At 65.6% G+C, this 13,848-nt stretch carries 11 protein-coding genes and 1 pseudogene; 7 read left to right on the top strand and 5 right to left on the bottom strand.

The window, feature by feature from the left end:
• The first annotated feature begins 14 nt into the window (after positions 1-14).
• Positions 15-812, top strand: coding sequence for an IclR family transcriptional regulator (locus TX76_RS14465; protein WP_049903370.1), 798 nt, complete (start codon positions 15-17; stop codon positions 810-812).
• A 27-nt stretch (positions 813-839) separates the two neighbouring features.
• Here the strand turns inward: TX76_RS14465 and TX76_RS14460 are convergent, their stop codons facing one another.
• Together TX76_RS14460 and TX76_RS14455 are read right to left on the bottom strand one after the other, a co-directional pair.
• Positions 840-1,844 (bottom strand): LLM class flavin-dependent oxidoreductase, encoded by a 1,005-nt coding sequence (locus TX76_RS14460; protein WP_049903369.1) that lies wholly within the window; start codon positions 1,842-1,844, stop codon positions 840-842.
• Positions 1,845-2,128: 284 nt separating this feature from the next.
• Positions 2,129-3,397, bottom strand: coding sequence for a M24 family metallopeptidase (locus TX76_RS14455; RefSeq protein WP_049903368.1), 1,269 nt, complete (start codon positions 3,395-3,397; stop codon positions 2,129-2,131).
• 152 nt (positions 3,398-3,549) lie between these two features.
• Between TX76_RS14455 and TX76_RS14450 the strand changes: the two genes are divergently transcribed.
• Together TX76_RS14450 and TX76_RS14445 are read left to right on the top strand one after the other, a co-directional pair.
• On the top strand, positions 3,550-4,284 hold the full coding sequence (locus TX76_RS14450) for an EthD domain-containing protein (RefSeq protein WP_049903367.1): 735 nt from the start codon (positions 3,550-3,552) through the stop codon (positions 4,282-4,284).
• A gap of 1 nt (position 4,285) precedes the next feature.
• Complete coding sequence (locus tag TX76_RS14445) at positions 4,286-4,885, top strand: HD domain-containing protein (protein WP_049903366.1); 600 nt, start codon at positions 4,286-4,288, stop codon at positions 4,883-4,885.
• Between the two features lie 24 nt (positions 4,886-4,909).
• Here the strand turns inward: TX76_RS14445 and TX76_RS14440 are convergent, their stop codons facing one another.
• Together TX76_RS14440 and TX76_RS14435 are read right to left on the bottom strand one after the other, a co-directional pair.
• Entirely contained in the window at positions 4,910-5,884 is a 975-nt protein-coding gene (locus TX76_RS14440) for an NAD-dependent epimerase/dehydratase family protein (RefSeq protein ID WP_049903364.1), read from the bottom strand.
• Positions 5,885-5,955: 71 nt separating this feature from the next.
• A complete protein-coding gene (locus tag TX76_RS14435) occupies positions 5,956-7,656 on the bottom strand; it encodes a thiamine pyrophosphate-binding protein (RefSeq protein ID WP_049903362.1) in 1,701 nt (566 codons plus the stop codon).
• A gap of 260 nt (positions 7,657-7,916) precedes the next feature.
• Here TX76_RS14435 and TX76_RS14430 point away from each other — a divergent pair, with 260 nt between their 5' ends.
• The gene (locus tag TX76_RS14430) at positions 7,917-9,278 is read left to right on the top strand and encodes an Nramp family divalent metal transporter (protein WP_049903360.1); all 1,362 of its coding nucleotides are present in this window, start codon (positions 7,917-7,919) and stop codon (positions 9,276-9,278) included.
• A gap of 171 nt (positions 9,279-9,449) precedes the next feature.
• Here TX76_RS14430 and TX76_RS17210 read toward each other — a convergent pair.
• Positions 9,450-10,130: pseudogene (locus TX76_RS17210) on the bottom strand (MBL fold metallo-hydrolase); the annotation flags it as partial.
• Between the two features lie 611 nt (positions 10,131-10,741).
• Between TX76_RS17210 and pdhA the strand changes: the two are divergent.
• From pdhA to TX76_RS14410, 3 genes are all read left to right on the top strand, one after another.
• Positions 10,742-11,890, top strand: a complete 1,149-nt coding sequence (pdhA, locus tag TX76_RS14420; RefSeq protein WP_049903356.1) for a pyruvate dehydrogenase (acetyl-transferring) E1 component subunit alpha — start codon at positions 10,742-10,744, stop codon at positions 11,888-11,890.
• Positions 11,887-12,903, top strand: a complete 1,017-nt coding sequence (locus TX76_RS14415) for an alpha-ketoacid dehydrogenase subunit beta (RefSeq protein ID WP_049903354.1) — start codon at positions 11,887-11,889, stop codon at positions 12,901-12,903. The genes pdhA and TX76_RS14415 overlap by 4 nt, the downstream gene beginning before the upstream one ends.
• A gap of 120 nt (positions 12,904-13,023) precedes the next feature.
• Positions 13,024-13,260 carry a hypothetical protein gene (locus tag TX76_RS14410; RefSeq protein ID WP_049903352.1) on the top strand — a complete coding sequence of 79 codons (237 nt, stop codon included), beginning with the start codon at positions 13,024-13,026 and terminating at the stop codon, positions 13,258-13,260.
• The last annotated feature ends 588 nt before the right edge of the window (positions 13,261-13,848 follow it).

Here is a 13,848-nt window from a genome sequence, read left to right as displayed (position 1 = left end):
ACATATCGCCGGACATGTCCGGCAACGAACGGTCGAATCGTCCGGTAACCACCACCGAGACCTCTATCCGGATCCTCGAACTTCTGAAGTCCAACGGAGGGATGAGCCTTGCCGAGCTCGCCGACGAACTCGACATGGCCCGGAGCACCATCCACCGCCACCTCCTGACCCTCGAAAACAACGACCTCATCGGCCGTGCGGACGGCGAGTACCACCTCGGGCTCCGGCTGCTCGATTTCGGGATGCGCGCCCGCGACCGGATCGATTTCTACCATGCCGCCCGCCCGCTCGTCGACCGCCTCGCGGCCGAGACCGACGAGAAGGTCTGGCTCGTGGCGAAGGACGGTCGCTTCAGCGTCCACCTCTACAAGGCCTACGGCGACAACCCGCTCGAAACCTCCGCACGGGTCGGCCAGCGACGGTATCTCCACCAGCTCGCCGCCGGGAAGGCGATCCTCTCACAGCTCCCCGACGAGGAGGTTCGGGACGTGCTCGATCACTGTGGCCTCCCCGAGCAGACAGAGCACACGATCACCGAGCGCGACGAGCTGCTCGACGAACTCGACGGGATCAGGGACCGTGGCTACGCCTTCAACCGTGGCGAGTCGATCACTGGCCTGAACGCGGTCGGCGCGCCGATCCGCGACGCCGACGGCTATCCGGTCGGTGCGATCAGCATCTCCGGCCCCGCGAACCGGGTGAAAGGCGACCTCCTTCGAGAAGAACTGCCGGACAAACTGCTCGCCGCGATCGACGAGATCCACATCCACCTCCGGTACGCCTCGAACGGGGAGGGCGGTCGGCCCGAGTAGCTCTGTGTGACGGCCGCTGGCCTCGTTTCAGCGAAGCTTCGGCGCGACCTCGGTGCCGAGCCGTTCGATACACTCGGCCATCGCGTCGGTGCCGACACCAGGATGGTAAGTACGGAACACGCAGTGAACGTCATCACCGGCAGCCTCGCGGTAGCGGTCGAGCTCGTCGGCGACCTGCTCCGGCGTGCCGAAAATCGCCTGGTCCTTCAGCTCCTGTTTGCGCTCCTTGGGGAGTTCGTCGACCGGCTCGCCCGAGAAGATTTCGGCGTAGCGGCGCTGGATGTAGAAATATCCGGGTTTCATCGTCTCCCACGCCTCCTCGCGCGAGTCGCCGACCCAGCCGTGCTGGAGCGCATAGACTGTGAACTCGCCGTCGATGTCCTCCTCGGCGCGAACCTGCCGGATGTCCTCCACGCGCTTTTCGATCCCGGTGAGCGAGAGCTTCGAGGGCGCACACCACGCGTCGGCGGTCCGGGCGGCCCGCCGCACTGCGGGTTTCGCCGCGCCGCCGAGCATTAGCGGGACATCGCGATCGGGTTTCGGAGTCACGGTGACGTCGGGCGCGACATCGTGGAACTCGGCATCGTAGTCGAGCGGGCCCTCGGACCACGCCGCCCGGAGGAGGTCGACTTGGTCCGCGAGCCGCTCGGCGCGCTCCTCGATCGGCACGCCGAACTGCTCGAACTCGTCGGGGTTCGAGCCGATGGCGAGCCCGAGGGTGAGCCGACCATCCGAGAGGAGATCGACCGTCGCGGCGTCCTCGGCGAGACGGACGCCGTCGTACAGCGGTGCGAGCGCGATACACGTCCCGATCTCGATGTCCGAGGTGGCGGCCGCGAGCGCACCGAGGGTTGGCATCGTGCCCGAGAGATAGCCGTCCTCGGCGAAGTGGTGCTCGGAGATCCACGCGCTGTCGAGTCCGGCGTCGTCGATCGCGCGCCCGAGCGTGAGGATCTCGTCGTAGAGCTCGCTCATCGATCGGTCGTCGTCGGGGCGGCGCTGGCCGGTGAACAGTCCAGTACCGAGTTGCATTTGCCATAGGTGTCGGGCGCAGCCTGCTAAACGTTTCTATGCCGTCGAGGAGAAATCCGCTCGTGCCGAACACACTAAAAGCGGTGGCGCGCGGGAGCGCCGAAGGCGCGACTCGCGCGAGGGATGAGCGAGCGACCAGCGGGAGCGAAGCGAATCGGTTGGGGAGGGCGTGGCCTGCGGTCTCTCATTTGCGTCGGGATTAGTTCGAACACATCGGTTATCGACGTTGGATCTCACAACAATGCCGTCAAAAATGTGCCCTGTCTTAAACCCTAAAGCCGTTCTCAGTAGTCGATTTGAGTGATCTCCTCGACCGGCCACTGCGAGAGGATCTCGACGCCGTTCTCGCGGACGACGACCATCTCCTCGACCCGGACGCCCTGGCGCTCCGCCGGCTCCATCGTCTCGACCGCCATCGTCATCCCCTCCTCGATCTCGATCGGGTGCTCCGGCGAGAGTCCGCGCCAGATCAGCGGGACTTCGTAGAGCTGGAGTCCGAGGCCGTGCGCCCAGTGATTGGTGGTCATCTGCCAGTGTTCGTCGGCGTCGTACCAGTCGGCGTGCTCGCCCTCCATGTCCGGGAATCCCTGCGCGATCTCGTCGGTGGTCGCGCCCGGCTCGATACGTTCGAGCACGTCGTAGAGGTTGTCGCGCGCAGTCTCGTAGGCGTCCTTTTGAGCTTGCGTGGGTTCGCCCATCGAGAACGTCCGATAGTAACACGACCGGTAGCCCAGATAGCCGATGTTGTAGAAGTCGGCGTAGACGATGTCGCCAGGCCGCATCATCCGGTCGGTGGTGTTCGCTTGATGCTTGGGCCACGTGTTCGGCCCGCTGGTGACGTACCCACCCTGGGCCATCGCCCCGTGTCGCCAGAGCTCGCCCACCGCGTCGCCCCAGACCTCCGATTCACGTTTGCCTGGCCTGGCGGATTCGGTGATTTTCTGGAATCCTGCCTCACAGATCGCCGCGACCATTCGGAGACATTCGATCTCGTCTGTGGTCTTCACCTTCCGGGCGTCGTGCATCAGGTCGACGCACTCCTTCGTGCGGACCTCGACGCCATCCGACTCGAAGGCGTCGATCAATCCCGTGCTCCCGACGTCGAGTCCCATCGGCTCCTTGGCGACGCCGTACTCCGCCATCGCCTCCTCGACGAGTTCGGCCATCTTCCCGGTCAGGAAGTCACGCGCGGAGTCGCGGCCCGACGCGCGCGGGACGTTCCCGAGGCCGGGGCACGCATAGCGAATATCGTCGAGCCACGGGCAGTTGAACCGCTGATTCGAGGCGTGATCCGCGGTGTCCCAGTGGACCACGTCGCCGTTCTCGGTGAGCAGCGTGTAGTGGTCCGCCCCGCTCCCGCCGGTCATGGCGAGCCCGGTGACGTACCGGATGTTGGGATCCGATACGAGGAGCATCGAGCCGAGCTCGGAGTCCTGGAGCCGCTCCAGGGTCTTTTCGTAGCGTTCCTCGCGGAGGCGCTTGACGTCGATGCGCTCCTCCCAGTCGACGGCCTGGGTCCCCCGCGTTCCCTCCATGAAGCTTCGCTCGTACATGGTTCGTTCGGAAAGTCCGCCAGATCGCACATAAATCCCACTGCCTCGGCAAACCGGGATGGATCGATTCGGACGGCCGGACGGTCGGTCGCCCTCGTGTTCGGTGAACCCCGGTGATTTTATCACACGAGCCGCCGAACGCCCGAGCGAGTATGTACAAGCACGTCGCGCTGCTCGTCCGCCAGGAGGGAATGAGCTACGAGGAGTTCCGCGAGTACTGGGAGGGAAACCACTCCCCGCTCGCGAAGGACATCGAGGGCGTCGTTCGCTATCAAACCGTCTATCCGAACGACCCCGACAACGCCGAGTTCGATGGGCTCGCGGAGCTGTATTTCGAGACGCTCGACGATCTCCACGAGGCTCTCGGCAGCGAGGGTAGTCGGGATTACGATCCCACACGCGAGGTCGCTGCAAAAGCCCGCGAGGACGTGAACAACTTCCTCGACGTCGAACGCCGGCCCCGCTTCATCGGTGAGGAGAAGATCTGGAAGGACGAAGTCGACGGCGACACCGACGGCCTCTACAAGCACTCGGCGTTCCTCGTTCGGCAGGAGGGAATGAGCCACGAGGAGTTCCGCGAGTACTGGGAGGGAAACCACTCCCCGCTCGCGAAGGACATCGAGGGCGTCGTTCGCTATCAGACCGTCTATCCCACTGATCCCGAAAACGCCGAGTTCGACGGCGTCGCTGAACTGTACTTCGAGACGCTCGACGATCTTCACGAAGCCCTCGGCAGCGAGGGCAGTCGGGATTACGATCCGACTCGGGAAGTGGCTGCGGAGGCCCGCGAGGACGTGAACAACTTCCTCGACGTCGAACGCCGACCCCGCTTCATCGGCGAAGAGAAGGTCTGGAAGAACGAGGCCGAGGACGTCGAGGGGTACTGAGATGGGCACACCGGACTACGAGAGTCAGGTCCGGGAGGTCTACTCCGAACTCGATCGTATCGAGAGCGACGCACTGAGGGAGGCGGTCGTCGAGGCGTGGGTGCTAGGACTCGAACGTGGTGGCTGGCAGGACATCGAGGACATTCCGTACGCGTGGAACATCCACGAGATCACGAACGTCGAGCACGTCCGCGGCGTGACGAAGATCGCGCTCGAATCCGCCCGCGTGCAGCGCGAGTTCCACGACGCCGACCCCGATATCGACGTTCTCGTCGCGGCCTGTCTGCTCCACGACGTCGGGAAATGCTACGAGTACGTCGATCACGTCGACGCCGAACGGCTTGCGGGAACCGACCGCGAACGCTACGCTTCCGAGGAGATCCCCCACTCGCTCTCGGGCTACGCGCTCGCCCACGAGGTCGGCGTTCCCCTTACTGTGCAGCGTGCGATCCCCCACTTCCTCGGCGAGGTACCGAAGCGCACGCTGGAGGCGGAACTCGTCAAGAGCGCCAACTCGGCGTCGTCGAACGCCATCACCCAGTCCGCGATGGGGATCACCCTGAACGAGTGGGTCGACGAGTACAGCCAGACGACCGGATAGCCGGACCGTCGCAATGAAACCGTCTCAGAGCGGGTCGAGCCCTTCTTCCTCGCGGAGCACGTCGATGTACTTCCGGAAGCCGGTTTCGAGGTCGTATTCGATTTCGTAGCCCGTGTCCTCCTGAAACGCGGTCATGTCGAGGCGCTGGGTCCACGGCAGTTCGCCCTCGTCGCTCACTTCGAGGTCGGCGTCGGGCACGATTCCGCGGACTGTTTCGGCGGCCTCCTGGATGGTTGCGAGTTCGCCCCGGACGTTGTAGATCCGCTGGGAGAGGTCCTCTTCGGGGGTGAACGCCACGAGGCGGAACGCCTGGGCGATGTCCTCGACGTGCTGCCAGTCGATCTCCTGGTCGCCGTACTCCACGGCGAACGACTCGCCGAGTGCGGGTTTCTCGATGATATTGGCGAGAAACGCGCTCCCGCCGGTCTCGCGGTAGGGGCCGTACGCGACGGTCGGCCGAATGGCGACGTGGTCGACGCCGTACTCCTCGTTGTAGACGCGCGCCTGGTGCTCGTTGTACCCCTTCGTCGCGCCGTAGAGCGTATCGGGATAGACGAGATCGTCCTCGGTGACCCACCAGTCGCCGCCGTCGTCGTAGTTGTGCGGCGGGGCGTAGATCGCCGCCGAGGACGCCCACGCGACCCGCTCGACCTGATCGTCGAGGGTGCGCGCCGCCTCGAAGACGTTGCTCGTCCCCTGAACGTTGACGTCGAGGGCAGCGCGGGGGTTCGACTCGGCCGAGTTCGTCAACAGCGCGGCGAGGTGGACGATGTGCGTCGCCCCGGTCTCGGCGACCGCGTTCACGACGTCGGTCGCCTCGCTCACGTCGCCGCGCCGGATCGCGACCTCCTCTGCAACGCCGAGCTTCGAGAGGATGCGGTCGTCGGTCGAGAGGTCGTACGCGACCACATCGTGGCCGGCGTCGACGAGATCCTTCGCGACGTAGGAGCCGATGAACCCGGTGCCGCCCGTCACGAGCACGGTGTCGTTGGTTGCCATCGGTTCGTGGATCGGCGGAAATCGGCAAAAAGGTTGTGCTGTCCCGTCGAAGCCGGCAAAGCGTTCTACTGCTATTCGTGGAGCCCGCCGACCTCTTCGTAGAAGGACGACTGGAGCGTGTCGACCATCTCCTCGTCGCGGTCGATCCGGACGTCGACCACGGTGGGGACGTCGGCCGCTTTCGCGCTTTCGAGCCGCTCGGCGAGGTTCTCGGGCGAGCGGACCCGCATCCCCTCGGCCCCGAACCCCTCGGCCACCTGCACGAAGTCCGTGTCGTGGAAATCCACCCCCGGAATCTCGTCGTCCATCTGGCGCACCATCCCGAGACTGGTGTCGTTGAGCACCACGAACGTCGGCGCGACGCCGTACTCGACCGCGGTCTCGATGCAGGTCATCGTCATCGTGAACCCGCCGTCGCCCGCGACCGCGACCACGTCCCTGTCGGTGGTGATCGCCGCCGAGACCGCCGCGGGGCCGGCCCACCCCATCCCGCCGACGCCGCCGCTGCCGAAGTAGGTGCGCCGAGCGGGCGTCTGAAGGTAGTTCAGCAACCAAAACCGATTGTTGCCGGAGTCCGCGGTGACGAGGGTGTTCTCGTCCACGATCTCGTCGATCGCTGCGACCGCGCGCTGGGGGAGGATGGGCTCGTCGTCGGCGTCACATTCGGGAGCGCGGAACGACTCGCGCGCGTCGCTGGCTCGCTCGCGCGCCCAATCGTTGCCCGGTGCGAACGCCTCGGCAGCCTGCCCGAGCAAAGCGAGGCTCTGTTTCGCGTCGCCGATCAGCCCGACATCGGCAGGGTAGACCCAGCCCGCGTTCCGGGTGTCGACGTCGGCGTGGAGGATGGTCTGCTCGTCGGGGCGGATGAACGACGTGGCCCCCCAGTTGGTGTCCATCGGGTTCAGCCGGCAGCCCACGACCAACAGGACGTCGGCCTCGCTCACCGCCTGATTCGCGCCCTCGTGACCGAAAGAGCCGATGACGCCCGCCGCGAGGTCGTGGGTCTCGGCGATGGTCGACTTCCCGAGGTAGGAGGTCGTCACCACGGCGTCGTAGGTCTCGGCGACCGCTTCGAGTTCGTCGTAGGCCCCCGCAGCGTGGACACCGTTGCCCGCCACGATCACCGGGCGCTCCGCGTTTGCGAGGTGGTCGGCTGCTCGCTCGACGTCGGTCGCCGTGGGGCTCGATTCCCAGTTTTGCGTCTGCTCCTCGGGCGACCAGAGTGTGGGCGGCTCGTCGGTCTCGGGGATCTCGGCGGTGACGGCGTCGCCGTCGAGAACGACTGCCGTCGGGCCGGGACGGCCGGCGGTGGCGTGTTTGAACGCGAGCTGCGTGGAACGAAGAGTCTCGTTCGGTGTCCGTGGGAACCACCACTCCTTGGTGATCCCGTCGAGGATCTTCGGGAGCGCGAACCCTCCATAGTCGCCCCGGGCCTGCTGGTAGGGCGCGAGCGTCGAGTAATCGCCGCGTTCGGAGGCTTCGGTGATGGCCACCATCGGCGACGAGCCGAGCCGCGCCTCCATCTGACCGATCGCGCCGATGGAGCCGATCCACGGTCCTTGGCCGGTGAGTACGCCAGGCTTCCGGTGGAGGCGACCGTACATCTCGGCCATCACGCTCGCCTCGCGCTCGTCGCGCGGCCTGACGACCTCGATGTCCGATCCGGCGAGTGCTTCGAGGAGTTCGATGGCTCGCCCGCCGGGGTAGCCGAACAGGTACTCGACGTCGAGGCACTCTAGGGTCCGAACGATTTCCGTGCTAACTTTCGTCATGGTTGTGTGGTGAACCGGTTGGCCGCACACGACGGGCGGAGACAGGGCCGACTGTGGCGGATCGCGTTCTCAGCATCGGGATCGAGATCGGATTCGTGTGTGGCAATACACCTGCGTTTCGATCCGGAGAACTTCGTTCTGTCGGTCGGTTCGGGAACACGGCGACAAACCGGACGTTCTCGCGGGATGGACGGTCCTCGCGGCGTGGGTTCGCCGTCGTGACCAGTAGATACTTGTGGCGGCGCTCGTTCGGCTGGCGTATGGCAACAAGCACCGATACCACGACGGACGGAGAACGGGTCGGCGAGGAGCTGAACTACCCCGCCGAGAGCTGGGGCGGGTTCCTCCGGAACCATTTCGGGCCCTCGTTGCTGTGGGCGCTGACCGCGATCGGGTCGAGCCACATCGTGCTCGCGCCGACGCTCAGCGGCCTCTACGGCGTTTTTGCTGTCTGGATCGCGGTCGCGGTGTTCCTCGTGAAGTACGGCGGCTGGGAGCTGGGGGTCAGGTACAACTACGGCGTCGGTCGCAACCCCGTCGAGGGGTACGGCGACTTGCCAGGCCCGAACCACTGGGCGCAGTGGGTGACGCTGCTCATCGTCGTCGTTCCGCAGACGATCATCGCCGGCTCGGTCGGGGTCGCGGCGGCCAGCTTCCTGTCGGCGGTCGTCCCCGGTCTCGGGCGGCTTCTCGCGTACGCCATCCTCATCGTGGTCGCGACCGCTCTCGTGATCGCCTCGCGGTACAGCCTGCTCGAAACCGTTCTCAAACTGTTCGTCGTCGCGCTCGGCGTCCTATTGGTGCTCGGCATCTTCGTCGCGCCGCCCTCGGCCGAGGTGATCGCCGAGACCGCGTTCGCCGTGCCCGAGCTCCGGTCGGCGGTGTTCCTCGGGCTGTTCGCCTCGATGGCGGGGTTCGCCCCGACCGGCCTCGGCACGACGATCAACCTCGCGAGCTGGTCGATGGCGAAAGAGCAGGGCGCACGCGCACTCCGCGAGCGGGAGCTTGATCCCCACGACGAGCAGTTTCACGACTACATCGCGGCGTGGATCAAGACCGGTCGGCGCGACTTCAACCTCGCGTACGCGTTCACGTTCGTCCTCATCGTCGCGATGATCCTGCTCGGAGCGAACGTGCTCTACCCCAACCCGCCGACCGACCAGAACCTCGCCATCGCGCTCGGCTCCATTCTGGAGGCGTCGTTCGGGCCGTGGGCGTACTGGGCGATGATCGTCGGCGCGTTCGCCGCGCTCTACTCGACGGTCATCACCCTCCTCGACGGTGCACCCCGGGTTGCGAGCGACATCCTTCCGTTGGTACTCGAACGCGAGATGGACACCGAGCGGGTCCGCAAGACACTCGTCGTGCTGATGGCCGCGATCAGCTTCGTTCCGCTGCTCGTCATCGGCTCGCTGCCGGTCACGCTCGTCGTGGGGGCGGCGATCATGGTCTCGGTCTTTCAGTTTTTCTACTACGTCGCCAACTACTACATCGTTCGCGAGCATCTCCCCGCCCGGTTCCAGCCCGGGACGGGCGCGAAGGCGTACTACGCCGTCGCCACGCTGCTCGTGATCGTCTTCGGGCTGCTCGGCGCGGGTGCCCAGCTCGGGCTCGTGGGCTGAGGAACTCGGATCATATCGAAAACGTCGTTCCGTCCTCGGCGACGACGACCTCGCCCCGAACGTCGATTTCGCTTCCTCGACCATCGCCTCCGTATTCCGATAGGGGAGCAGATGGGTCAGGACGAGCGTTTCGACGCCGGCTTCGGCCGCGATCTCGCCGGCCTCGGCGGGACTGCAATGGGTCCGCGAGAGTCGGTCGGCCTGTGTATCCGACATTGGCTCGGTCAGGCGATCCCAGACCAGGCCACACCGATCCCCCGGCGGCGTGGTCTCGCGGGCGACGCAGGCATCCTGCAAGAGGACATCCGCACCGGCCGCGAACTCCGGGAGCGATTCGATCGGCGTCGTGTCGGCGGAGAACACGAACGAGCCCGCGTCGGTGTCGAACCGATACGCGTAGGTCTCGATCGAATGGTCGACCCGGAGCGCGCTTGCGCGCCAGGCCTCGCCTTCGACGGCGAGATCGCCGTGGGTCTCGACCCACTCGATGTCCTCGATACCCGCGCCGTCGTAGAACCGTTCTCGGTAGGCGATGTCCTCCCGATAGACGTCGGTGAGCGCCGCGAGCAGCCGGTCGGTTCCCGGTGGGCCGTACACCGTGAGCGATTCTCGGCCGAGCGACCAGCTCGCGATGACGAAGTGGAAGAAATCGGCGTTGTGGTCCATGTGCTGGTGGGTGAAAAACAGCGTCTCGATCTCGCCTGGATGGACGCCGTACTCGATACAGCGGTGGGTGGTGCCTGGCCCACAGTCGATCAACAGCGTCTCGTCGCCGACCGCGAGCGCGATGCTCGTGCCCGCGCGTTCGAGGGTCGGGACCGGGCTGCCGGTGCCGAGAACCGTGATCTCCATGTCGATACTGTTCCGGCAATCACACAAAACCGTTCCGGCGAACCCGTCGATCCGCGGTCGTCGGCGCGTGCTTTGGCCGACACGGCAGGCGGGGAGAACCGTTCTCGTGGTACTCTCGAACGGAGGTCGCGTCGAGAGTCGTCTCCCCAGCGACCGCGGAACACCTCGCGGGCGACGAACGATCAGTGTGGTGAACAGGGTCACGAACGCTGCATGCGGTGGCGTAGGTGTCCCGACCGGCGATTCGCCGGTGGTATCGGCGTGTGAACCGGAGTCACGAAACTATTATGTTCTATCGCCTTTGACTGGAGTGTATGGTTTCCGCCAGCGAACCATCGACTCGCGCGGCTGTTCAGCCATCCTGGCGCTCCAGCGCCGCTCTTCGCGCGATTGGCACATTTACATTTATGCTGGCGGACTGCCGAACGCGAGCCATCCCCGTCAATCGTGGCCACGACACGGCGTCGGTCCGCCGGTCGCGGCCGGGCGGATCGGGCTCACCGTGACGGTCGTCGACGGGCATCGATGACGATGCCACGATCGCTCGACCGTTCCAGACAGTATCGCACCGACCGGCCAGCCAGCAGCCAGCCGACCGACCCACACCACCCATGAGCGCCCAAGACGACGCCGACTACCAGCACAGCACCGGAGCCGCCCAGTCCGGCGACGAGCCCATCCGTGTCCTCGACGACGACGGCACCCTCCTGTCGAGCGCCGAGCCGCCGGCGCTGTCCGAGGCGGAACTCCTCGGGATGTACGCCGACATCAAGCTCGCGCGCCACTTCGATCAGCGAACGATCAGCCTCCAGCGCCAGGGCCGGATCGCGACCTACGCACCGATGACCGGCCAGGAGGGCTCGCAGGTCGCCACCAGCCACGCGCTCGACGACGAGGACTGGCTGTTTCCGACCTACCGGGACCACGCCGCGAAGTACGTCCACGGGGCCGATCTCGCGGCGCTGTTGAAGACGCTCCGGGGCTATCGAGAGGGGTACTCCGTCCCGGCGGACGTCAACCTCATGCCGGAGTACATCCCGATCGCGACCCAGGTCCCCCAGGCGATGGGGATGGCGTGGGGACAGATGTTGCAGGGCAACGACGATACGGCCGTGTTGTGTCACCTCGGCGACGGTGCGACCAGCGAGGGCGACTTCCACGAGGGACTCAACTTCGCCGGCGTGTTCGACGTCCCGGCGGTGTTCGTCTGCAACAACAACCAGTGGGCGATCTCGGTCCCCCGGGAGCGCCAGACCGCGAGCGAGACCATCGCGGAGAAGGCTCATGCATACGGTGTCGAGGGCGTCCGCGTCGACGGGATGGACCCGCTCGCGGTGTATGCGGTCACCCGTGCGGCGATCAAGAAGGCGAAAGCGCCGACCGACGACGAGCGCCGACCGACGCTCATCGAGTCGGTCCAGTACCGCTACGGTGCCCACACGACCTCCGACGATCCGTCGGTCTACCGCGACGAAGCCGAGAGCGAGGCGTGGCGCGACCGTGACCCGCTCGACCGCCTCGAAACCTACCTGTACCAGACGGACGTCCTCGATGCGGAGCGCGAAGCGGAGATCGAGACCCGGGTCGAAGCAGAGGTCGCCGCGGCGATCGAGACTGCCGAGACGGCCGAGACCGCACCCGAACGGATGATCGAGCACGTCTACGAGGAGACCCCCGATCGACTCCAAGAACAGCTCGACGAGCTGAACGCGCTCCGTGAGAAGTACGGCGACGACGCGTTCGCGGAGGTCCTCGGATGAGTTCGGCGGCAGCCATGGAGGCGGAATCGGCGACCGAGCGCCTGACGCTGGTCGAGGGCGTTCGAGAGGGACTCCACACCGAGATGGAGTGCGACGACCGGGTGATGGTGCTCGGCGAGGACGTCGGCAAAAACGGCGGCGTGTTCCGCGCGACCGAGGGGCTCATCGAGGAGTTCGGCGAGGAGCGCGTCGTCGACACGCCGCTCGCGGAGTCGGGGATCGTGGGGTCGGCGATCGGGCTCGCGCTCTCGGGGCTGCGGCCGGTCGCGGAGATGCAGTTCATGGGATTCATGTACCCCGCGTTCGACCAGCTCGTGAGTCACGCCGCCCGGCTCCGGAGCCGGAGCCACGGCCAGTACACCTGCCCGATGGTGGTCCGCGCGCCCTACGGTGGCGGGATTCGCGCGCCAGAACACCACTCCGAGTCGAAGGAGGCGTTCTTCGTCCACGAACCAGGCCTCAAGGTGGTCGTGCCGAGCACGCCAGCAGACGCCAAGGGACTGCTGACCGCGGCGATCCGGGACCCCGATCCCGTCGTGTTCCTCGAACCAAAGCTCATCTATCGCGCGTTCCGCGAGGAGGTTCCCCAGAAATCCTACGAGGTGTCGCTCGGCGAGGCCGCCGTCCGCCGCGAGGGATCGGACATCTCGGTGTTCACGTGGGGTGCGATGACCCGCCCGACGCTGATCGCCGCCGACAACCTCGCTGACGAACACGGCGTCGACTGCGAGGTTGTCGACCTCCGGACGCTCTCGCCGCTCGACGCCGGGACCGTAGTGGCGTCGTTCGAAAAGACCGGCCGTGCGGCCGTGGTTCACGAAGCGCCGAAGACCGCGGGCGTCGGCGCGGAGATCGCCACGACGATCCAGGAGGAGGCGCTGTGCTACCAAGAGGCACCCATCAAGCGGATCGCAGGCTTCGACGCGCCGATGCCGCTGCACGCGCTCGAAGACTACTACCTGCCGCAGGCGGTGCGCATCCAGGACGGCATCCTCGAGACGGTCGAGTTCTGAAACGATCGCGGTGCAGCGTGCCGGACACACGACGAAGACGGTTTTCGAAATTCTCCACCGTTCGATGGCGAACGGGACGAACAGCACGGTTTAAGCGGCCAGGGAACGGAGTTCGTATCGATGGCAGTAGCGTCGGAACGCCGACTCCCCACGGACCATCCACGCATCGAACAGGTCTCGACGCGGGTCGTCTTGGTGGGGAGCCCGGCCACGTGCGCGAACTGCGGCGACGAGATCGAAACCGGAAGCCGTCACAAGCGGCTGCTGTTTCGGATGGGGACCGACACAGCGTCGTCCTTCGAGGAGTTCGCCGCGTGTGATGCAGCCTGTCTCGACTCGTTCGTGGCTGCCTGGTGAACGTTCACGGCGAAGCACCACAGCGCCCCATCCGAGGCGAAGAGCGTCGGACGACCGGCCCGGTTCGGACGTCGTTCGATCAGAAGGGGCGAGATCGAGTGGCGATCGTATTGCGAGCGACGCCACTCCGTGTCGAGAGTCCCCTCCGACCGATGAGTCACCCAGCACGTCCAAGCATCTCGGACAGCCACTTCGGCCGGTGTTGCGGCAACGATTTCGATTTTCGGCCGTTACTTCGGCTAAAATCAGAGGTATTCGATTCCTCTCCCGCTTCGGGTCGTGTATGTTTTCGAACAACCCACGGGATGTTTCGGTGAAGAGTGAGGCGTGAGTGCCGGTGTTTCGGCCAACCGAGATCACGGTGCGGCCGTGGAGGAGAACGCCGGATCGGTGCTCCAGTTGTTTGAGGGTTCTCAGTGGAACCTCCTATCCGAATAACTCGGACCGTTCGATCTCGGCGGCGGCGTTTCTAGAACAGCACTACGATTGTTACAGGACTGAACGAACCGAGCTTCGAGCAGGTCTGATTTAGAATGATTTGCACACCTTCTTTGTGCCATCATAGCGCACTATGCAAGAGGAATTTAG

It is taken from the genome of Halococcus agarilyticus, assembly GCF_000334895.1.
Taxonomy (GTDB): domain Archaea; phylum Halobacteriota; class Halobacteria; order Halobacteriales; family Halococcaceae; genus Halococcus; species Halococcus agarilyticus.
The sequence above is the reverse complement of the archived record's forward strand: the minus strand, read 5'-3'. Positions and strand labels throughout refer to the sequence as shown.